The sequence below is a fragment of the Streptomyces sp. NPDC058284 genome, from assembly GCF_042881135.1.
Taxonomy (GTDB): domain Bacteria; phylum Actinomycetota; class Actinomycetes; order Streptomycetales; family Streptomycetaceae; genus Streptomyces.
The window spans coordinates 520,553-540,187 of record NZ_JBHVYE010000002.1 but is presented as its reverse complement, the minus strand read 5'-3'; the positions used below and the strand labels follow the sequence as shown (position 1 = coordinate 540,187).

Below are 19,635 nucleotides of genomic sequence, written 5' to 3'. Positions count from 1 at the left end.
CCACTCCAAGGTGTAGCGGCGACGAGTGGGAGGAACCCTCGACGAGTAACGCGTTAACCAGAACCCGCCCCGAACGACGGATTCCGTACGATGAGCCGCGTGCCAGGGCCGACTCTCGCCGACATAGCCCGCGCCGCGGAGGTTTCGACGGCGACGGTCTCGCACGCCCTCAACGGCACCGGCAGGATCGGCGGGGCCACCCGGCGCCGGGTCCGCGAGACCGCGACGCGGCTCGGCTACGGCGGCCCCGGCCTCCCGCGCGCACGCACCCTGGGCATCGCCGTCACCACGTTCCCCGGCGCCTGGAACTACACCGCCATCGCCTACTTCGCCCGCGTCGTCGCGGCGGCCACATCGGCGGCCCACGCGCGCGGCTACGCCCTCACCACGTTCCCCGCCGCCCGCGCCGCCGACGACTCCTGGCACAGCCTCGCCGTCGACGGCATGCTCATCGTGGACAGCCCGCGCGGCGACCCCATGGTCCGCGCCCTGCGCGCCCGCGGCGTCCCGCTCGTCTTCGACGGCGTCCCCGGCGACGCGCGCCCCGGCGACCACTGGGTCGACAACGACCACGACGCGACCACCCGCGAGGTCCTCGACCACCTCGCCGCCTCCGGCGCCCGCCGCACCGCGCTCCAGTCCGGCAGCGGCGACGAGCACTACGCCCGCGCGGTCACGAGGGCCTACGAACAGTGGTGCGCGGAGCGCGGCGCGCCCCCGCTGGTCGTGCCCTTCGACGAGGCCGACGACCAGGGCCACGCCTTCGACGCGCTGCTGGCGTGCCGCGACCGGGTCGACGCGGTCTACGCCGCGTACGACCCCGGAGGGCGCCAACTCCTCGCCGCCGCGGCCCGCCACGGCCTGCGCGTCCCCGCCGACCTGCGCATCGTGTGCGCGAGCGAGGACCCGTCCTACGCGACGACGGCCCCGCCCGTGACGACGGTGACCCTCAACCCCGAACGCACGGCCCACGCCGCCGTCGCCGTCCTTGTGACCCTGATCGAGAACGACGGCACGCCGCCGACGGGCGGGGGCTCGGTCGTCGTACCGGCCGGGCTGGTGGTTCGCGGGTCGTGCGGCGCGGGGACGGCGCAGGACCGGTGAAGCTGCGCCGCACGGTGGCGGGCGCCGCGGAGCGTTCGCAGGACGCCTGGGAGCCTGTCTCTGAGTAGGATCACCTGCCCATGGACACGAGCGCAGAGCCCGAGATGATCTCCGTGCCGCCCGGCCGGGTCACGCTGTCGGACCGCCGTACGCGGCGCAGTTGGCAGGTCGAGGTCGCGCCGTGCGAGATGGCCGCGTTCCCCGTCACCCAGGCGCTGTACGCGCAGGTCACGGGCGAGCGGCCCGGCGCCGCCGCCGACGAGGGACTCGGTACCGCCCCCGGCGAGGGACTCGGCACAGCGCGCGGCGACCGGCTCCCCGTCGAAGGCGTCTCCTGGCTCGACGCCGTCCGCTTCTGCAACGCGCTCTCCCTGCGCGACGGGCACACGCCCGCGTACCGCCTCGACGCGGAGGGCCACGGAGACGGCGTCGCGTGGGACCCGGCGGCCGACGGCTACCGGCTGCCGACCGAGGCCGAGTGGGAACACGCCTGCCGTGCCGGTACGACGGGCCCGCACTACGGCCCGCTCGACGAGATCGCCTGGTACCGCGGCAACTCGGGGGAGCGGCTCCACCAGGTGGGCGGCAAGCGGCCCAACGCGTGGGGCCTTTACGACATGCTCGGCAACGTCTGGGACTGGTGCTGGGACGTGTACGACGCCGAGGTGTACGGCACGTACCGGGTGCTGCGCGGCGGGGGATGGTTCGACGAGCACTGGAGCTGCCGGGCGTCCGCCCGCCGTCGCAGCCACCCGAGCTACCGGGTCGACGACGTGGGCTTCCGCCTCGCCCGTTCCGGACCGCGCTGAGCGGTCCGGCGACGGCTCACTCCGGGGCCGGCAGCTCCACGGCGGCGAGCTTGGCCGGGTCGGTCACGACCGAGATGCGGACGATCCGGCCGTCCTCGACGTCGAAGGAGACGACGGAGAGCGGAGAGCCGTCCTCGCGCCACGCCATGATTCCGGCGAGGCCGTTGACGAGCACCGCACGCCCGCGCGCCGCCGCGGCGGAGGACAGCTGGGCACCGGCGGCGATCCTGGTCGCGCCGAGCGTGACGAGGACGCCGTCGGGGGTGTCGACGGTCAGCTTCACCTCGGGGTCCAGTACGCGCAGCAGCCCTTCGAAGTCGCCTTGGCGAGCCGCCGCGAGGAAGGCATGGACCACTTCGCGCTGCTCCCGTCGCAGGGCCGCGGGCCGCTCCCTGTCCCGCACCTTCCTGCGGGCCCGGCTGGCCAGCATCTTGGCGGCGCCGGTGGACTTGCCGAGGACCTGGCCGATCTCCTCGAACGGCACCGCGAACAGGTCGTGCAGCACGAACGCGAGCCGCTCGCCGGGCCCGAGGGAGTCGAGGACGACGTGCAGCGCGAGCCCGACGGAGTCCGTGTGGGCCACGTCGTCCTCCGGCGCGCGGCCGTCGTCGACGGTGACCACGAGCTCGGACAGCTGATCACCGTAGGACGCCTCGGGGCGGGACTGTCGCGAGCGCAGGACGTCGAGGCTGATGCGGCCGACCACCGTGGTCAGCCACCCGGCGAGGTTGTCGATGGTGTCCGTGTCCTGGCGGGAGAGCCGCAGCCAGGCCTCTTGGACCACGTCCTCGGCGTCGGCGTGCGATCCGAGCATGCGGTGGGCGACCGCGCGCAGCCGGTCCCGCTGGGCCTCGAACGTCTCGGCCACCTGGACCGCCCGGGTGCTCTCGGACATGTTGTTACCTTCCTCGGGACTGCTCCGTCATGGGTGATGACGGGCTCGGGAGAGCACAGGTAACCGATGAAGGAGCAGACCGATGGAAGCACGCTTGAAGAACTCCGGGAACCCCGCGGTGATCACGGCGATACAGCAGCTCAACAAGGTGGTGCACGGCGGCGGCGTCGACCCGCGGGTCCTTGGGCTGACCCACCTGCGGGCCAGCCAGATCAACGGGTGCAGCCCGTGCGTGTTCGGCGGTGTCGCGGCGGCGAAGAAGAACGGTGAGAGCGAGGAGCGGCTGCACAACGTGGTCGCGTGGCGCGAGACGCCCTTCTTCACCGAGCCGGAGCGCGCGGCCCTCGAACTGACCGAGGCCGCCACCCGCCTCCAGGACGGCGCCCCGGGCGTGACCGACGAGATCTGGGACGCCGCCGCGGCCCACTTCGACGAGAAGCAGCTGTCCGCGATCGTCCTGAACATCGCGCTGACCAACTTCTACAACCGCATCAACCGCTCGACCAAGGAACAGGCGGGCAAGACCTGGTGAACGACGTGCGCGGCGCCCCGGCGCCGCGCAGCGCCCCCAGGGCCGACGGCTTGTCCGTCGGCCCTCTTTCGTTGTGTGGTTCCGGACGCGCCGAGCGCGGCACGGCTCGGTTCGAGGTCGACGGACGGCTGGCGTGCCTCGTCGTACCCGCGGCTCATGTACTAGAGTTATCTCGACATCGAGATATCTGCCGAGGCGCACCAGAAGCCGCCACTCGGTAAGGGTTACCTAACTAAGCCTTACCTTAGCGGATCGACGAGGAGTCGTGGCGGCAGGATGTGACGAAACGCGCGAAAAATCTGAAGGAGACTGTCGTGTCGGCGAACAGCTTCGACGCCCGCAGCACGCTGCGCGTGGGCGACGAGTCGTACGAGATCTTCAAGCTGGACAAGGTCGAGGGCTCCGCCCGCCTTCCCTACAGCCTGAAGGTGCTGCTGGAGAACCTGCTCCGTACCGAGGACGGCGCGAACATCACCGCCGACCACATCCGTGCCCTCGGTGACTGGGACTCGCAGGCCCAGCCCTCGCAGGAGATCCAGTTCACGCCGGCCCGCGTGATCATGCAGGACTTCACCGGCGTCCCGTGCGTGGTGGACCTGGCCACCATGCGTGAGGCCGTGAAGGAGCTCGGCGGCGACCCGGCGAAGATCAACCCGCTGGCCCCGGCCGAGCTGGTCATCGACCACTCCGTCATCGCCGACAAGTTCGGTACGGCGGACGCCTTCGGGCAGAACGTCGAGCTGGAGTACGGCCGCAACAAGGAGCGCTACCAGTTCCTGCGCTGGGGCCAGACCGCGTTCGACGAGTTCAAGGTCGTCCCCCCGGGCACCGGCATCGTCCACCAGGTCAACATCGAGAAGCTGGCCCGCACGGTCATGGTCCGCAACGGCCAGGCCTACCCCGACACCCTGGTCGGCACGGACTCGCACACCACGATGGTCAACGGCCTTGGCGTCCTCGGCTGGGGCGTCGGCGGCATCGAGGCCGAGGCCGCGATGCTCGGCCAGCCGGTCTCCATGCTCATCCCGCGCGTCGTCGGCTTCAAGCTGACCGGCGAGCTGCCCGCCGGCACCACCGCCACCGACCTGGTCCTCACGATCACCGAGATGCTGCGCAAGCACGGCGTCGTCGGCAAGTTCGTCGAGTTCTACGGCGAGGGCGTCGCGGCCACGAGCCTCGCCAACCGCGCCACCATCGGCAACATGTCGCCCGAGTTCGGCTCCACCGCCGCGATCTTCCCGATCGACGACGAGACGCTGAAGTACCTGCGCCTGACCGGCCGCGACGAGCAGCAGGTCGCGCTCGTCGAGGCGTACGCCAAGGAGCAGGGCCTCTGGCTGGACCCGGCCGCCGAGCCGGACTTCTCCGAGAAGCTGGAGCTCGACCTCTCCACGGTCGTGCCCTCCATCGCGGGCCCGAAGCGCCCCCAGGACCGCATCGTCCTCGCCAACGCCTCCGAGCAGTTCAAGATCGACGTGCGCAACTACGTCGACAGCGTGGACGAGGCCGGCAAGGAGTCCTTCCCGGCCTCCGACGCCCCGGCCACCACCAACGGCGTCCCGTCGAACCCGGTCCTGGTGACCGCCCCCGACGGCTCGACGTACGAGCTCGACCACGGCGCCGTCACCGTCGCCGCGATCACCTCCTGCACCAACACCTCGAACCCGTACGTGATGGTCGCCGCCGCGCTCGTCGCGAAGAAGGCCGTCGAGAAGGGCCTGACCCGCAAGCCGTGGGTCAAGACCACCCTCGCGCCGGGCTCGAAGGTCGTCACCGACTACTTCGACAAGTCGGGTCTCACCCCGTACCTCGACAAGGTCGGCTTCAACCTCGTCGGCTACGGCTGCACCACCTGCATCGGCAACTCGGGCCCGCTGCCCGAGGAGGTCTCGAAGGCCGTCAACGACCACGACCTGGCCGTGACGTCCGTCCTCTCCGGCAACCGGAACTTCGAGGGCCGCATCAACCCCGACGTCAAGATGAACTACCTGGCGTCCCCGCCGCTCGTCGTCGCCTACGCCCTGGCCGGCTCGATGAAGATCGACATCACGACCGAGGCGCTCGGCGCCGACCAGGACGGCAACCCGGTCTACCTCAAGGACATCTGGCCCTCCGAGGCCGAGGTGAACGACGTCGTCGCCAACTCCATCGGCGAGGACATGTTCAACAAGTCCTACCAGGACGTCTTCGCGGGTGACGCCCAGTGGCAGGCGCTCTCGATCCCGACCGGCAACACGTTCGAGTGGGACGCCGAGTCGACGTACGTCCGCAAGCCCCCGTACTTCGAGGGCATGACGATGGAGACCACCCCGGTCTCCGACATCACGGGCGCCCGCGTCCTGGCCAAGCTGGGCGACTCGGTCACCACCGACCACATCTCCCCGGCCGGTGCGATCAAGGCCGACACCCCGGCCGGCAAGTACCTCACCGAGCACGGCGTGCAGCGCCGCGACTTCAACAGCTACGGCTCGCGCCGCGGCAACCACGAGGTCATGATCCGCGGCACGTTCGCCAACATCCGCCTGCGCAACCAGATCGCGCCGGGCACCGAGGGCGGCTTCACGCGTGACTTCACGCAGGAGGACGCGCCGGTCTCGTACATCTACGACGCCTCGCGCAACTACATCGACCAGGGCATCCCGCTGGTCGTCCTCGCGGGCAAGGAGTACGGTTCCGGCTCGTCCCGCGACTGGGCCGCCAAGGGCACCGCGCTCCTCGGCGTCAAGGCCGTCATCGCCGAGTCGTACGAGCGCATCCACCGCTCGAACCTCATCGGCATGGGCGTCCTGCCGCTCCAGTACCCGGAGGGCCAGACCGCGTCCTCCCTCGGCCTGACCGGCGAGGAGACCTTCTCCTTCACCGGCGTGACCGAGCTGAACAACGGCTCGACCCCCCGCACGGTGAAGGTCACGACCGACACCGGCGTGGAGTTCGACGCGGTCGTCCGCATCGACACCCCCGGCGAGGCGGACTACTACCGCAACGGCGGCATCATGCAGTACGTGCTGCGCAGCCTGATCCGCAAGTAGGCGCACGGTACGCAGTAGTCGAGGGCCGCACCCCGTTTCGCACGGGGTGCGGCCCTCGCCGCATGCTCACATCGTGCTGCTCACATCGTGCTGCTCACACCGTGCTGCTCACGTCGTGATCAACACACCGCGCGGCCGCCACCCGGACTCCGACCTCGTCACCGTCGCCCGCGCCGCAGGCCGCCGTGGTGTCGGCGGTGGCGGAGTGCTTCGTGCCGGTGGAGTAGCGGCCGTCGCCGCTCGGCGTCACGACGGTGTTGAAGTGGTCGTCGAAGTTGGTCGCGTGGTACGCGCACTGGTGCAGGTTCAGACAGCCGGACGTACCTACGCCTGCGGCCACCCGCCGTACGGCACCGTGATGAGCTCCATCGCGTGCCCCGCCGGGTCCAGGAAGTACACGCCCCGGCCCCCGTCGTTGCGGTTGAACGCGCCCGGCTGCTTCTGGTGCGGGTCGGCCCAGTGCTCGATGCCGCGTGCGCCGATCTTCTCGTACGCCGCCTCGAACTCCGCCTCCGATACCAGGAAGGCGTAGTGCTGCGGGGTGATCGACTCGGCGGGAACGGTGGCGAAGTCGAGGGTGACGGAGTTGCTGAGGGCGACTGCGATGAACGGTCCCCACTCTTCGCCGATGTCGAGGCCCAACAGTTCCGCGAAGAACTCGGCGGACTCCCGGTTGTCCCGGGCGTGGACGATCGTGTGATTCAACTGAACGGACAAGGAATGCCTCCAGAAGGCATCTCCCGACACCTCCATGCCTCACCCGGCCGGTGACCGACACGCGATGTCGGCGTGGATCATAGGCACGACGCCTTCATGCTGTCGATCTCAGCCTGTCGATTCGTTTCGTCGCGCGAACCGGGCGCGAGCGGCCGCGGACCTGGCAGCCGTCGTCACGTCCGACCGGGAACCGCCGAGCACCCCCTCGCCTCCGAGGGCCTCCTCCAAGTGATGCGGCGCGACCTCGGACTGAGGCCCCCGAGGCGGGCGCGGGCGTGCGTGGCTGGGACGGGTCCAACATCGGTTCGTTCCAGGGCTCTTCGTTCCCCGACAACGACTACGCGTGGGTGTCCGTCGGCAACGGCTGGTGGACCGTGCCCGTCGTGCTCGGCTGGAACACCATCCCCGACCGGCTGGTCAAGGGGTCGGCGGAGGCGCGCGGCTGCGCACCGCGTGACCCGAGGTGCGCCCGGCGCGCGAGCAACCGCCGGGCGCACCGGCCCCGTTACCGTGTGCAGTCGTACCCCTTAGGGGTGGGCCTGTGGACGGGGCGGTTTTCGGTCAGAGCAGGGCATCCCTTCGCGCAACTGCGCCTGCACGAACCGCTTGAGCAGGTCCAGAACAGGAACATCACGGTGGTGGTGTTGGCCGCGGCACCGGCCAGGGCGAGCGCCGTGTACGGACGCAGGACGGACCCCGGCAAGGAGGTGTGGTGCGAGTTCGGGGCGCCGCTCGCGTCACCCCTTCTTGTTGCGGTCGAACCAGATCGTGGCGACGGTCGGGACGAGCCCCGCCCAGAACAGGGCCTGCGGCACGGTCCGTTCGGTCCACGGGATCTCCGCGATGAGCAGCGTGCAGAGCATGGTCCAGGCGGCCTGGGCGAGGACGACGCGGGGCCACTTGCGGCGGCGGATCAGGGAGCGGATGTTGATGCGGACACCGGCGCGCAGTCGGCGGTAGCGGAGCAGGGCGCCCACCGCCCAGAGCGCGGACATGGGGACCAGGAACCAGAGGCGCTGGCCGAGCGGTATCGGTAGGTCGCGGGGGGTCTCGCCGTCGGTGGGATAGAGGTCGAGGCCGGAGGCCGCGATGACGCCGAGGCAGAGCAGGGCCATCCACCGAATGCCCCGCAGCATGCGGTACGACGCGTCGTCGAGGCCGTCCCGCATGTCACGGGAGTCCGGCGCGGCCGCCAGTGCGTCCGCGTACAGCGCGGCGGCCTCGCGCGGCTTGACGCCGGGCACGGAGGCGGCTTTGCGGGTCTGGCGGGCGAGCGCGTACGGGTGGCTGGGGTCGAGGCGGAGGATCGCGTGGTCCAGCTGGTCGGCGACCGTGCTGTTGCTCGCCAGGTCGGCGATCTGCCAGGCGACTTCGTGCGCGTAGACCTCTTCGGGGCCGAGGCGCAGCGCCTCCATGGCGAGGTCGCCCGCCTCCCGCAGGGGGCCTTCCAGCTGTTCGGCGGTGATCGTGCTGGCGCCCGCCTGCGCGATGCGGACGAGGCGGATGCGCCAGACGACGTCGGCGAGGAGGGCGTACGCGTACCAGTAGTCGGGTGCGAGGCGTATCGCCTCGCGCAGCACGCCCTCGGACTCCTGCCAGCGGGTGCCGCCGATGCCGCGCAGCGCGTGCGAGCGCATGATCAGCCCGCCCACGTCCTCGGGGTCGAGCGCGAGGGCCCGGTCCGTCGCGTCGAGCGCCTTCTCGTGCTGCTCGGCCCGTACGCGGCACAGGGCGAGCTTGGTCCAGGCGCGTACGTCGTCGGGGTCCTCGGCGAGCCGCTGACCCAGCAGCGTCTCGGCCTCCTCGTACCGCTTGAGCTCGATGAGTCCGTCGGCCCGCTCCACGGCGGGGTGCACAGTGCCAGTGCTCACAGCTTCCGCTTCTTCTTGAGGTAGGTGACCAGGTCGTCGTACATGCCGCCCTCGTTGGCGAACATCGCCACGTTGCGGGCGGAGGCGAACCACGGGTCGCTGGAGGGCGCGATCGTGGCGGCCGCGTCCATCAGGTCCTTCATGCCGATCATGCGGACGGTCCCGGTGCGCGCGGAGTCGAGCAGCGCGCGCTCGGCGGCGGACTCGCAGAGGTGCGCGAGGTCGGCGCCGGAGAGGCCGTCGGTGGCCTTCGCGAGCTTGCGCAGGTCGACGCCTGCGACGGGGCGGTCGCGGAGGTGGTAGCGGAGGATGGCCTCGCGGGCGGGGGCGTCGGGCGGCAGGACGAGGATCGTGCGGTCGAGGCGGCCGGGGCGGCGCAGGGCGTTGTCCACGTCCCAGGGGACGTTGGTGGCGGCCAGTACGAACACGCCCTCGTTGGCGACCGCGTCGATGCCGTCGAGCTCGGTGAGGAGCTGGTTGACGGTGTTGCGCATGCCGCTGTGCGCGGTGCGGCTGCGCTTGGCGCCGAGCGCGTCCAGCTCGTCGAGGAAGAGGACGCAGGGCGCTTGGCGGCGGGCCGTCTCGAAGACCTCGTGCATGTTGCGCTCGGAGTTGCCCATCCACATGTCGAGGACGTCGTTGATGGATATGGACAGGAAGTTGGCGCCGAGCTCACCGGCGACGGCGCGGGCGATGAAGGTCTTGCCGCAGCCGGGCGGGCCGTAGAGCAGGAGGCCGCCGCGCAGACTCTTGCCGTACAGCTTGCGCAGTTCGGGGTTGCGCAGGGGGGCGAGGAACGCGGCCTCCAGGCGGTCCTTGACGTCCTGCATCCCGCCGACGTCGGCGAGGCGTACGCCGTCGGGTGCCTCCACCTCCCAGGCGGCGGCGTCGCCCGGGTCGCCGCTGCCGTCGGCGGTCCGGGGGGCCTCGGGTGTCGGAGGCGTCTCGACGAACCGGGGCGGCACGACATCGCCTACCTGGTCCTCGGCGGCCTTCCAGTTGAAGCCGGTGGGGGGTGCTTCAGGGGCTTGCGGGGCTTGTGGTGCTTGTGGGCCCTGCGGGGCTTGTGAGGGAGCCTGCGGCACCGGCGGTGCGCCCATGGCGCGGCCCATCAGCTCCCGGGCCTTCGCGTCGCCCGGCGCGTGCTGCAAGGCCACCGCGACCTCGGCGACCGCCTCGTCGTGGTGCCCGCTCTCCACGAGGAGTTCCGCCAGATGCAGACGCAGGTGCACGTCGTCGGGCGCGCCCGCGACGGCTGTGCGCAGGCTCTGGATCAAGGGGGAGTGATCGGGCATGGGACGAGGATACGGGGGCGTGTGCGAGCGGTGTTCGAGCGGTCGCGTTGTCCGACTTCGCCTGCTCAACCCTCCGACTTGCGGTGGGGCCGAGGCGCGTCAGGGGGACAGTAGTTTGGCGATGACGGCCGGGTCCATGGCGGTCCCGCCGGCGGCGACGCGTTCCAGGGCGTCGATGATCTGATCGGCGTCGAAGACGCTCTCTTTACTGCGCGCCGCCTACGACGGTCAGGCACCACGCCTGTTCGTTCTGCTGCTCGGGGCTGGCGGCGGGTGACCTTGCCTTCGCGGGCGTAGCGGTTGATCTCGCCCGGCTGCCGGTCGGGCGACATCGCCCTGTCGACCTACTTCTTTCGCGCGATGAGCACGAGGGGAATGGCGATGATGAGGAGAAGGCCGATGATGATCACCAGCTCGACGCCGCCCAGGTTGCCCATGACAGGTCCTCCCCTTCTCCAGGCGTACGGGGCCTTCGGAGGGTGCGGGTGCCCGCGGTTGGGGCTTCAACACCTCCGGCAGCGACGGCAGTTGACCAACCATGAGGCGGCGGCTCCGGTGGTAGGTCTGGACTTGTTCCTCCGGCGTCCCTACGCTCGGCCGCGGCGCCTGAGAGCGCTCTCACGCGCTCGACTCCGTTCCGCCACGCCCCCGTTGGTACGACGAGAGGACCCCCCGGTGAGACGCAAGACCCGTACCCGCCTCGGCCTGTCCGCCCTGCTGATGGCCGCCGCCTGCGTCGGCACCGGCTTCACGCCGGCCGCCGCCCGCCCCGCCGTCGATCCCCACGCCCAGGCCCCCGCCTCCACCGCCCTGTTGCAGGCCATGCGGCGCGATCTCAGCCTGAGTCCCGCCGCCGCGCGCGAGCGGCTCGCCGATGAGCGGCGGGCGGTCAGGACCGAGCGCGCGGCGCGCAAGGCGGCCGGCGCTGCCTACGGCGGGTCGTGGTTCGACGCCGGGCGGGGGCGGCTCACCGTCGCCGTGACCGAGCGAGGAGCCGCCCGAGGTGTACGAGGGGTCGGCGCCGACGTCCGCCTCGTCGAGCACAGTGCCGCGGCCCTCGACGCGGCGAAGAACCGCGTCGACCGGATCAAGGCCCCCAAGAACGTCGCCAGTTGGCGCGTGGACGCGCGGGCCAACCGCGTCGTGGTGGACGTCGTCGAAGGCCACCGTGCCGACAACGATGTCAAAACCTTCCTGCGCCGCGCCCGCGCCACCGCGCCCGTGCGGGTCGCCACGGTCCCCGAGGGCCCGCGCACCTTCGCCGCCGGAACCGTCGGCGGTGACCCGTACTACACCGGCAACGTCCGCTGCTCCATCGGCTTCTCCGTGTACGGCGGCTTCGTCACGGCCGGGCACTGCGGCGGGGCGGGCGCGGCGGTGCGCGGCTGGGACGGCTCGGCCATCGGCTCGTTCCAGGGCTCCTCGTTCCCCGACAACGACTACGCGTGGGTGTCCGTCGGAAACGGCTGGTGGACCGTGCCCGTCGTACTCGGCTGGGGCACCATCCCCGACCAGCTGGTGCGCGGCTCCGCGGAGGCGCCGGTCGGCGCGTCGATCTGCCGCTCCGGCTCCACCACGAAATGGCACTGCGGCAAGCTGCTCGCCAAGAACGAGACCGTCAACTACTCGGACGGCAGGACCGTCCACCAGCTGACCAAGACCAGCGTCTGCGCCGAGGGCGGCGACTCGGGCGGCTCGTTCATCAGCGGCGACCAGGCGCAGGGCGTGACGTCCGGCGGCTGGGGCAACTGCGGCAGCGGTGGCGAGACGTGGTTCCAGCCGGTCAACGAGATCCTGTCGCGGTACGGGCTGAGGCTCCACACGGCCTGATCCCTTCCGGCCTGCCCCAACAGGTGAGGGTGCGCTGCCCCATGGCAGCGCACCCTGTCGCTCGATCCACCGGCCGTCCGTGGGCCCACCCGCTACACCAGCGTCCGCGGGTCCACCCCGCCCGGGAGCAGCTTCACCTCTGCCACCCCGCGCGTGCCGAGACCCGCCTCTTCCAGTGCCCTGCGCGTCTCCGCGACGGCCAGGTCCACGGCCTCGCCCGGGGTCCGGGACTCGATCTGGAAGGCGCCGCCCGCCGCCGCGACCGCCTCGGCGGGGCCGCGGCTCGGGGTCGTGGCCGTCGCGGTGAACTCGTGGGCCCCGTCCATGATGTCCATGAGCCGGTCACACAACTGGGCCCCGTCCGGGGCGGGAGTGGTCAGCAGCAGCTCGACATGTACTTCCCACGCTTCCACGCGCACACCTTCTTCCCTGCGGTCACGGCACCTTCACGTACCGCTGCTTGCTGTCGGCCTTCGCGCTCGTGCCCTTGTGCGGGGCGACGATCTGGGCCGTCGAGTGTCCCCAGAAGTTCGCCGAGTACTTGACCTTCTTGCCATTCTCCACGGGCGTGTAGAACGTCTCCGTGTTCCCGAGCGTCCCCATCGTGCGGGTCTGCTTGGACGTCGCCGCGGTCTGCTCGTAGTGGCCGGAGTAGTACTTCAGGCTCCCCGTCACCTTCACCTGCACCTTGGGGATGTTGCCGAAACACTGCACCCGCGTCTTGTAGATGACGCTCTTCGCGCCCTTCGACCAGTGCGGCGTGTCGGCCGTGACCTTGCAGTACGCCTGCTTCACGTCACGTGTGCCCCGCTCGCCCGCCGGCGCGGGCAGGGTGACCCTCGTGACCGACGACTGCCCCGCGCGGTCGGCGGCGTGGACCTTTTCGCCCACGCCGTGCCCGGCCTCCACCGCACCGGCGGAGGAGGCGAAGAGAAGGCCGCCCACGAGCGAGGCGGACATCCCGACGCCGTAGCAGACGCGACGCACAGACAGATTCATGTAGATAACCCCCAGTTGGTGATGTCAACACAGAACCTCTGAGGTCAGAGGCGAGAACATCCTTCCCCAGCCGCGCGGCGAGCGGTGGCGCGCGGGACATGTGGATCATCACTCTGTGCGTAAGCAACCGGGGACGGCAGCAATGCGTCTGACAGGTGTTGACCTTGTTCCGGAACGCGCCCTATCACCGGGCGCACCGTCAGACGGGCTCGATGCGGCGGCGCAGAAGGCAGAACACGTTGCCTTCCGGGTCGGACAGCACGTGCCAGCTCTCCTCGCCGGTCTGGCCCACGTCGACGGGCTTGGCGCCGAGCGCGAGCAGCCGCTCCAGCTCGGCTTCCTGGTCGCGGTCGGTCGCGTTGACGTCGATGTGCAGGGGGAGTTTCCCGGCCCGCGGGTCGCTGCTGGGGCTGAGGACGAGGGTGGGCTGCGGGCCTCCGGACCCGGTGCCGGGCGGCCCGATCTCGATGCTTCCGTCGTCCTCGCGGTCGAGCTCCACGTAACCGAGTACGTCACACCAGAACGCGGCGAGCCGCTCGGCATCGGAGCAGTCGAGGACGAGTTCGCTGATGCGGCATGCCATGGCCGCAGTGTACGTATCCGGTAGCGCGGCGGCCGCTGGGCGCGGGTCGCCAGGCAGTGTCCGCCAGCGGCTAGGGGTAGGCGGGTCGCTAGGCGCGGGCCTGGGGGAGCGTCAGGAAGGCGGTCCAGGCGGCCGGGGCGACCGTGAAGTGGGGGCCGTCCGGGTTCTTGGAGTCGCGGATGTGGATGGCGGCGGGGTGAGCGGCGACTTCGAGGCATTGTCCGCCTTCGCTGCCGCTGTAGCTGGACTTGCGCCAGGCGTACGCGGCTTCGAGGCATTCCCCGCCTTCGCTGCCGCTGTAGCTCGATTTGAACCACTCAAGTGCGGTGCCGCTCATTGCTCTCCTAGCAGACGGTCCAGCAGATCGCTGGTGTCCTCAGTGTTCAAGGCCTGCGTCCGCAGCATCGCATACTTCTGCGTGAGGATCCCCACCTCGTCGGGATTGCTGATGAGTTGGCTGCCTCGCTGGGTCTCGGTGTACGCGAGCCGCTGGTGCTCAGGGGTCTCCAAGAGTACGAACGGGCCGTCGAGACCGGCGTGGGATGTGCGGCCGAGCGGCAGAATCTGTACGGCGAGGCCGGGGAGTTCGGTGTACGCACACAACTTTCGTACCTGCTCAGCGTGTACCTCCTTTCCGCCGAGGCGATCACGCACCGCTGCTTCCCAGATGACGAAACTGGTGGTCGGCGGGACCTTGCGGTGCAGGATTTCCTGCCGCTCGATGCGCGCCGCTACCAATTGCTCGATCTCGTCCTCGTCGTATACGGGAACTCGGCTCCGGAAGACTGCCTGGGCATAGCGCTCGGTCTGCAACTGGCCGGGCACGGCGAGGACGCCGTACACGGAAATCGCAATAGCCTCCCGCTCACAGTCCAAATACTCCTCGGCCCACCGAGGAACCAGATCCACCTCCGGCATGTTCTCGACGGCCGTCTCCAACGTCCGGTTCGTGCCGAGGAGCGTGTCCAGGCGGATCGCCAGATCCAGCTTCAACGGCCGCCGACCCTGCTCGATGGACGCGATGTGCTCCTCACCGATGCTGCACCGCTCGGCCAGCGACCGCTGGGTGTATCCGGCCGCTTCGCGGTGGACGGCGAGCAGCGCGCCCACCATCTTCATCGCCGAGGCGTTCCTTCGTGACCGTCGCTTTGGGCTGCTCATGCGGTGCAACTCCCCACCATAAGCCGTGTTTTCACACGGCAAACCCGTACAGCGTCGCTGTACGGCTTCACGTACTGCTTCATCATGGGTACGGAGCGTGACCCTCGTCCCGTGAACGACGAAACTCCACCCCTGCCTCAACGCGTCCGGCGCGTCCGGCGCGACCCGCACGATCCGCGCGAACGCTTCTACCGGCGTGAACGACGGTCCGTCCCCGCCGCCCGCGCCTTCACGGCCGCCGCCCTCGCGGACTGGGGCATCCGCGGCGAACGCGCGGACGACATCACGCTCTGTGTGAGCGAGTTGACGACGAACGCGCTGCTGCACGGCGTCCCGCCCGGACGCGGTTTCCGGCTGAGCCTGCGGCTGGACCGTGGCGGCGACGTACTGCGCGTAGAGGTGCACGACAGCGGCGGCGGGCGGCCCGAGCTGGATCTGAGGGAGGGCGGTGACGCCGAGTCGGGGCGTGGGCTGCTGCTCGTGGCGGCGCTGGCCGACCGGTGGGGGGTCGTGGCGCGCCAGCCCGGCAAGGTGGTGTGGTGCGAGTTCGTGACGGAGGAGGGGGAGGCGGCGGCGGAGAAGGCGGGGAAGGGCGTGCTGGGGGTCCGCGCCGGCGCCGGAAGGTGAGAGGGCCGTGCGGCGCCGGAAGGTGAGAGGGCCGTGCGGTGCCGGACAGATCACGGCACCGCACGGCCCTGGTCAGACCGGTCGAGCCCGCGAGGGGCTCGGCCCTACCGCTCGGCTCAGCTCAGGAGTTCCACCTCCGCCAGCGTCGCCGTACCGGTCGGCACGAGTCGATAGTGCGCGTACGAGCCGGGGCGGGCGACCGTGAAAACCCTGGTCTGCTGGTCCCAGGCGAAGGATTCGCCCGAGCGGCGGTCCAGGGTCTTCCACTTCTTGCCGTCCTTCGACCCCTGCAACGTCCAGCCGCGCGGCGCCTTCGCCTTGTCGGCGGGGGAGGTCAGCGTGTACTGCACGGCCTTGGTCCTCTTGTCGACCGGCAAGGTCACGGCGGAGTCCACACCGGCCTCGGTGGCCGAGGAGTCGTCGAAGAGCGCGCCCGCACCCTTGAGGGCGTCCTCGCGAGGCGACGGAACCTTGTCGTCCTTCGTGATCGACACGGGCTGGGCGTTCTTGCCGGAGCCCCAGGCCGAGGGCTTCGGGCCCATGTCGAATTCGAGGGTGCCGCCGCGCGCGACCACCTCGTGCGGCAGGGCGGTCGACATCCACTTCTTGCCGTTGACCTTGAGCCCCTGCACGTACACGTTCTTCGCGCTGTTCTTCGGCGCCTTGACGACCAGGTCGCGGCCATTGTCGAGGTGCACGGTCATCTTCGTGAACTGCGGCGATCCGATGGCGTACTCGCCGCTGCCCATGACCAGGGGGTAGAAGCCGAGCGAGGAGAAGAGGTACCAGCCGGACTGCTCGCCGTTGTCCTCGTCGCCGTGGTAGCCCTGGCCGATCTCGCTGCCCGTGTAGAGGCGGGAGAGGACCTCGCGGACCTTCTCCTGCGTCTTGTACGGCTGCCCGGCCGCGTCGTACATGTACGCGACGTGGTGGGCGACCTGGTTGGAGTGGCCGTACATGCCCATGCGGACATCGCGCGCCTCGGTCATCTCGTGGATGACGCCTCCGTAGGAGCCCGCGAACTCGGCGGAACCGGTCTCGGGGGTCGCGAAGTACGTGTCGAGCTTGTCGGCGAGGCCCTTGCGGCCCCCGTACAGGTTCGCCAGACCGCGCGAGTCCTGCGGCGCGGTGAAGGCGTAACCCCAGGCGTTGGTCTCCGTGTAGTCGTGGCCCCACACGCGTGGGTCGAACTTCTCCGAAGGCACCCGCCAGCCGCCCTTGGCGTCCTTGCCCTGGAAGAAGCCGGGCTTCGTGCCCGCGCCCGCCGCCTTGTCGTCGAACAGGTTCACGTAGTCGCGGGCGCGGTTGAGGAAGTACTCGGACTCGTCCTTGTAGCGCTTGACGCCCGTCTTCTTGAAGAGGGCGGCGCCCATGCGGGAGATGCCGTAGTCGTTGAGGTAGCCCTCAAGCGCCCACGACAGGCCCTCGTGCGTGTCGCTGCTCGTGTAGCCGAGGAACGGCGAGGTCTTCATGCCCTTGCGGCCGACGCCGGAGCTCGGCGGCACCACCGTCGCGTTCTTCAGCGCCGCCTCGTACGCGGCCTTCGCGTCGAACTTCACGCCCTTGACGTACGCGTCGGCGAAGGCGACGTCGGAGGATGTGCCGGTCATCAGGTCGGCGTAGCCCGGCGAGGACCACCGCGAGGTCCAGCCGCCGTCCTTGTACTGCTGCACGAAGCCGTCGACCAGCTCACCCGCCTTCTCGGGAGTGAGCAGGGAGTAGGCCGGCCACGTCGTGCGGTACGTGTCCCAGAAGCCGTTGTTGACGTACGGCTTGCCGTCGACGATCTTCGCGCCGGTGTGGGTCGGGGTGTCGGGGCCGGTCTGCGGGGAGAAGGGCGAGGCGTACTTGTACGTCGCCCTGCCGCCTGCCCCGCGCACCTTCTCGAAGCCCGAGTTGGGGTAGAGGTACAGGCGGTAGAGGGACGAGTAGAGCGTCGTGCGCTGTCCCTCGCTCGCGCCCTCGACCTCCACCTTGCCGAGGATGTCGTCCCACGCCCGCTGGGCGCGGTGCTTGACGCGGTCGAAGGACGTGCCGGACGGGATCTCCTGGGCGAGGTTGGCCTTCGCCTGGTCCAGGCTGATCAGGGACGTCGCGAGGCGCAGGCCGACCGTGCGGTCCTTGCCCGGCTGGAAGCGCAGGTAGCCGGTGACGTCGCCACCGCCGCCGCCCTCCAGCTTGCCGCCCGCCGTGACGGGCGTGTCGAAGACCCCGTACACGAAGAGACGCGTGGCGCCCGTCGACAGGCCGGACTTGACGTCCGAGAAGCCGGAGACGACGCCCTTGTCCTTGTCGAGGGTCAGGCCGCCCTTCTCCGAGACGTTGTCGAAGACGACGCTCGCGTCGTCACCCGGATAGGTGAAACGCATCATCGCGGCGTGGTCGGTCGGCGCCATCTCGGCCTTCAGGCCGTTCTCGAACGTCACGCCGTAGTAGTGCGGGCGCGCCGTCTCCTTCTCGTGCCGGAAGGGCAGCGCCCGCTTGGTGCGGGACGCGTCCGGGGTGTCCTTGGCGACCGAGGGCATCAGCTGGAACGTCTGGCGGTCGCCCATCCACGGGCTCGGCTCGTGGCTCGCGCCGAACGCCTGCATCGTCGGCAGATTCTCGTCGTTGTTGCCGCGCGCGTAGTCGTACAGCCAGCTCAACGAGCCGGCGTTGGTCACCGGCGTCCAGAAGTTGAAGCCGTGCGGGACGGCCGTCGCGGGGAAGTTGTTGCCGCGCGAGAAGCCGCCGCTGGAATTGGTGCCGCGCCGCGTGTCGGCGTAGTCGGAGGGGTGCGCCTTGGGCTTCGCGGGCGCCTTCTCCTTCAGGGACACGTCGTCGAGCCAGCCGCGGAACTTCGCCGGGCCCCTGGGCGCGTCGTACGCGACGAGGATGCGGTCCACCGTCCTGCCGCGGGCGACGTCACCGATGCGCGCGTCGACGTTGTTCCACTGGTTGACGTAGAGCGCCTTGGCCGCGCCCTGGCCCCGCGGGGTCAGCGGGAAGCCGTGCTGGTCGACGGCGCTGAGGTCACTCAGATAGGTGCCGTCGGTGAAGGCCAGGTCCACGGCCACGTTCGTGGCGGCGTAGTCCAGGTCGCCCTCGGCCATCGACGGGAAGATCCGGTAGCCCAGCTCGGTGTCCCTGCCCACCTTCACGTCGACGTCGAAGACCTTGTTGTACGAATAGCCGCGGCCGTCCGCCTTGTGGCTGCCCGCGTAGCGCAGCGCCTGCGTCCCGGTGAACCCGGCACGGGACTTGGCGGTGGGGGAGCCGCTGGGACCGCGGTCCACCAGGCTCAGCATGTCCTCGGGCGCCGGGGCCTCGGTCCCGCCCACCGACAACTGCACGTCGGCCAGCTGGAGGGCGTCGCTCGCGCCGTTGTTCGCGGTGACGTCGAGGCGGTAGTGCGCGTACGCCGAGGAATTCTCGAAGTCGTACTTCCTCGTCTTGTGGCGGCCGTCGAAGCGTTCCCCCGCGCGCTCGTCGAGGACCTTCCAGTCCTTGCCGTCGGTGGAACCCTTCAAGGTCCAGTCCTTCGGGTCGCGCTCGGCGTGGTCGTTGGCCGAGGTCAGCGCGTACGTCACGACCTTGGCGGGCTCGTCGAGGTCGAACTCCGCCCAGCCGTCCTTCGCGAACGTCAGCCATTTGCTGGTCGCCTCGCCGTCGACGAGGTTCGCCGCCACCTCACCCGATCCGGTGTTCTCGCCGCTGGCCCGCACCTCGGTGACGTGGTCGTTCACGCTGCCGGGCAGCCCGGAGCTGAACTCGCCGTTGACGCCCGAGGCCTTCTTCCCGCCGTCGGGGCTCGTCTCGACGGTGTTGCGCCAGTCGGGTTGTGTCTCCCCCTTCTCGAAGGACGAGAAGAACTCCCGCTCCGCGCGGGGCGATTGCTCCGGCCCGGCGGTGGCGGCTCCCTGCGCCGCCACGACGAGCGCGAGCGCCAGCGTCCCGGCGGCGACCGCCGAACGGGGGCCGGGACCGGGTGGACGGTTGAGTATGTAACGAGGTCTGCGAGCCGAGTGCGGCATCCCCGAGACCCTCCTTGGAAGTTGGACAACGTTGTCACGATCGCTGCGCAAGCTCTAGTAGGGAGTCAAGTGCCGATGGGTGTCAAGGTTGTTGACGGGGGTGGTGAGCCGTCCGGGCGCATGTGTGTCGCGTGGGTGTGCGGGGCGCGGGCGCGTACGGGTCGCGGCGG

Annotated in this window: 17 protein-coding genes and 2 pseudogenes; 7 read left to right on the top strand and 12 right to left on the bottom strand. The window is 70.3% G+C overall.

Annotated features, from left to right (window positions below; all coding sequences use genetic code 11):
• Positions 1-90: 90 nt before the first annotated feature.
• Together ACFVYR_RS05615 and ACFVYR_RS05610 are read left to right on the top strand one after the other, a co-directional pair.
• Positions 91-1,104 carry a LacI family DNA-binding transcriptional regulator gene (locus ACFVYR_RS05615; RefSeq protein ID WP_384257835.1) on the top strand — a complete coding sequence of 338 codons (1,014 nt, stop codon included), beginning with the start codon at positions 91-93 and terminating at the stop codon, positions 1,102-1,104.
• Positions 1,105-1,184: 80 nt separating this feature from the next.
• The gene (locus ACFVYR_RS05610) at positions 1,185-1,913 is read left to right on the top strand and encodes a formylglycine-generating enzyme family protein (protein WP_384257832.1); all 729 of its coding nucleotides are present in this window, start codon (positions 1,185-1,187) and stop codon (positions 1,911-1,913) included.
• Between the two features lie 16 nt (positions 1,914-1,929).
• On the opposite strand, the gene ACFVYR_RS05605 is transcribed toward ACFVYR_RS05610, so the two are convergent.
• Positions 1,930-2,808, bottom strand: a complete 879-nt coding sequence (locus tag ACFVYR_RS05605; RefSeq protein ID WP_384257830.1) for a sigma-70 family RNA polymerase sigma factor — start codon at positions 2,806-2,808, stop codon at positions 1,930-1,932.
• Between the two features lie 82 nt (positions 2,809-2,890).
• Here ACFVYR_RS05605 and ACFVYR_RS05600 point away from each other — a divergent pair, with 82 nt between their 5' ends.
• On the top strand, positions 2,891-3,340 hold the full coding sequence (locus ACFVYR_RS05600; RefSeq protein ID WP_384257827.1) for a carboxymuconolactone decarboxylase family protein: 450 nt from the start codon (positions 2,891-2,893) through the stop codon (positions 3,338-3,340).
• A gap of 314 nt (positions 3,341-3,654) precedes the next feature.
• Complete coding sequence (gene acnA, locus ACFVYR_RS05595; protein WP_384257825.1) at positions 3,655-6,369, top strand: aconitate hydratase AcnA; 2,715 nt, start codon at positions 3,655-3,657, stop codon at positions 6,367-6,369.
• A 94-nt stretch (positions 6,370-6,463) separates the two neighbouring features.
• Here acnA and ACFVYR_RS05590 read toward each other — a convergent pair whose 3' ends face one another.
• The gene (locus tag ACFVYR_RS05590) at positions 6,464-6,709 is read right to left on the bottom strand and encodes a hypothetical protein (protein WP_384257822.1); all 246 of its coding nucleotides are present in this window, start codon (positions 6,707-6,709) and stop codon (positions 6,464-6,466) included.
• A complete protein-coding gene (locus ACFVYR_RS05585) occupies positions 6,694-7,086 on the bottom strand; it encodes a VOC family protein (protein WP_384257820.1) in 393 nt (130 codons plus the stop codon). The genes ACFVYR_RS05590 and ACFVYR_RS05585 overlap by 16 nt, the downstream gene beginning before the upstream one ends.
• 263 nt (positions 7,087-7,349) lie before the next feature.
• Between ACFVYR_RS05585 and ACFVYR_RS05580 the strand changes: the two are divergent.
• Positions 7,350-7,523, top strand: a pseudogene (locus ACFVYR_RS05580) (S1 family peptidase); the annotation flags it as partial.
• A gap of 300 nt (positions 7,524-7,823) precedes the next feature.
• Here the strand turns inward: ACFVYR_RS05580 and ACFVYR_RS05575 are convergent.
• The 3 genes and pseudogenes from ACFVYR_RS05575 to ACFVYR_RS05565 all read right to left on the bottom strand — a co-directional run.
• Entirely contained in the window at positions 7,824-8,957 is a 1,134-nt protein-coding gene (locus tag ACFVYR_RS05575) for a tetratricopeptide repeat protein (protein WP_384257817.1), read from the bottom strand.
• Positions 8,954-10,252, bottom strand: a complete 1,299-nt coding sequence (locus tag ACFVYR_RS05570) for a tetratricopeptide repeat protein (RefSeq protein ID WP_384257815.1) — start codon at positions 10,250-10,252, stop codon at positions 8,954-8,956. The genes ACFVYR_RS05575 and ACFVYR_RS05570 overlap by 4 nt, the downstream gene beginning before the upstream one ends.
• 105 nt (positions 10,253-10,357) lie before the next feature.
• Positions 10,358-10,459 (bottom strand): annotated as a pseudogene (locus tag ACFVYR_RS05565) (DNA-binding response regulator); the annotation flags it as partial.
• 468 nt (positions 10,460-10,927) lie between these two features.
• Between ACFVYR_RS05565 and ACFVYR_RS05560 the strand changes: the two are divergent.
• The gene (locus ACFVYR_RS05560; protein ID WP_384257813.1) at positions 10,928-12,082 is read left to right on the top strand and encodes a S1 family peptidase; all 1,155 of its coding nucleotides are present in this window, start codon (positions 10,928-10,930) and stop codon (positions 12,080-12,082) included.
• A gap of 92 nt (positions 12,083-12,174) precedes the next feature.
• Here ACFVYR_RS05560 and ACFVYR_RS05555 read toward each other — a convergent pair whose 3' ends face one another.
• The 5 genes from ACFVYR_RS05555 to ACFVYR_RS05535 all read right to left on the bottom strand — a co-directional run bounded on the left by ACFVYR_RS05555 (position 12,175) and on the right by ACFVYR_RS05535 (position 14,783).
• Positions 12,175-12,495, bottom strand: coding sequence for a hypothetical protein (locus tag ACFVYR_RS05555; protein WP_384257811.1), 321 nt, complete (start codon positions 12,493-12,495; stop codon positions 12,175-12,177).
• Positions 12,496-12,517: 22 nt separating this feature from the next.
• Positions 12,518-13,081, bottom strand: coding sequence for a hypothetical protein (locus tag ACFVYR_RS05550; protein ID WP_384257808.1), 564 nt, complete (start codon positions 13,079-13,081; stop codon positions 12,518-12,520).
• Between the two features lie 199 nt (positions 13,082-13,280).
• Positions 13,281-13,664 carry a VOC family protein gene (locus ACFVYR_RS05545; protein ID WP_384257806.1) on the bottom strand — a complete coding sequence of 128 codons (384 nt, stop codon included), beginning with the start codon at positions 13,662-13,664 and terminating at the stop codon, positions 13,281-13,283.
• A gap of 88 nt (positions 13,665-13,752) precedes the next feature.
• Positions 13,753-14,001, bottom strand: a complete 249-nt coding sequence (locus tag ACFVYR_RS05540; RefSeq protein WP_384257803.1) for a DUF397 domain-containing protein — start codon at positions 13,999-14,001, stop codon at positions 13,753-13,755.
• Positions 13,998-14,783, bottom strand: a complete 786-nt coding sequence (locus tag ACFVYR_RS05535; protein ID WP_384257801.1) for a Scr1 family TA system antitoxin-like transcriptional regulator — start codon at positions 14,781-14,783, stop codon at positions 13,998-14,000. The genes ACFVYR_RS05540 and ACFVYR_RS05535 overlap by 4 nt, the downstream gene beginning before the upstream one ends.
• A gap of 153 nt (positions 14,784-14,936) precedes the next feature.
• On the opposite strand from ACFVYR_RS05535, the gene ACFVYR_RS05530 reads away from it, so the two are divergent.
• Entirely contained in the window at positions 14,937-15,452 is a 516-nt protein-coding gene (locus ACFVYR_RS05530) for an ATP-binding protein (protein WP_384257799.1), read from the top strand.
• Between the two features lie 116 nt (positions 15,453-15,568).
• On the opposite strand, the gene ACFVYR_RS05525 is transcribed toward ACFVYR_RS05530, so the two are convergent.
• On the bottom strand, positions 15,569-19,465 hold the full coding sequence (locus ACFVYR_RS05525) for a GH92 family glycosyl hydrolase (RefSeq protein ID WP_384257796.1): 3,897 nt from the start codon (positions 19,463-19,465) through the stop codon (positions 15,569-15,571).
• Positions 19,466-19,635: the final 170 nt, after the last annotated feature.

Excerpts from the sequence above, each read along its gene's own strand:
- ACFVYR_RS05615 (WP_384257835.1), top strand. The coding sequence starts at position 91 with ATGAGCCGCGTGCCAGGGCCGACTCTCGCCGACATAGCCCGCGCCGCG.
- ACFVYR_RS05610 (WP_384257832.1), top strand. The coding sequence starts at position 1,185 with ATGGACACGAGCGCAGAGCCCGAGATGATCTCCGTGCCGCCCGGCCGG.
- ACFVYR_RS05605 (WP_384257830.1), bottom strand. The coding sequence starts at position 2,808 with ATGTCCGAGAGCACCCGGGCGGTCCAGGTGGCCGAGACGTTCGAGGCC.
- ACFVYR_RS05600 (WP_384257827.1), top strand. The coding sequence starts at position 2,891 with ATGGAAGCACGCTTGAAGAACTCCGGGAACCCCGCGGTGATCACGGCG.
- ACFVYR_RS05570 (WP_384257815.1), bottom strand. The coding sequence starts at position 10,252 with ATGCCCGATCACTCCCCCTTGATCCAGAGCCTGCGCACAGCCGTCGCG.
- ACFVYR_RS05550 (WP_384257808.1), bottom strand. The coding sequence starts at position 13,081 with ATGAATCTGTCTGTGCGTCGCGTCTGCTACGGCGTCGGGATGTCCGCC.
- ACFVYR_RS05545 (WP_384257806.1), bottom strand. The coding sequence starts at position 13,664 with ATGGCATGCCGCATCAGCGAACTCGTCCTCGACTGCTCCGATGCCGAG.
- ACFVYR_RS05540 (WP_384257803.1), bottom strand. The coding sequence starts at position 14,001 with ATGAGCGGCACCGCACTTGAGTGGTTCAAATCGAGCTACAGCGGCAGC.
- ACFVYR_RS05535 (WP_384257801.1), bottom strand. The coding sequence starts at position 14,783 with ATGAAGATGGTGGGCGCGCTGCTCGCCGTCCACCGCGAAGCGGCCGGA.
- ACFVYR_RS05525 (WP_384257796.1), bottom strand. The coding sequence starts at position 19,465 with ATGCCGCACTCGGCTCGCAGACCTCGTTACATACTCAACCGTCCACCC.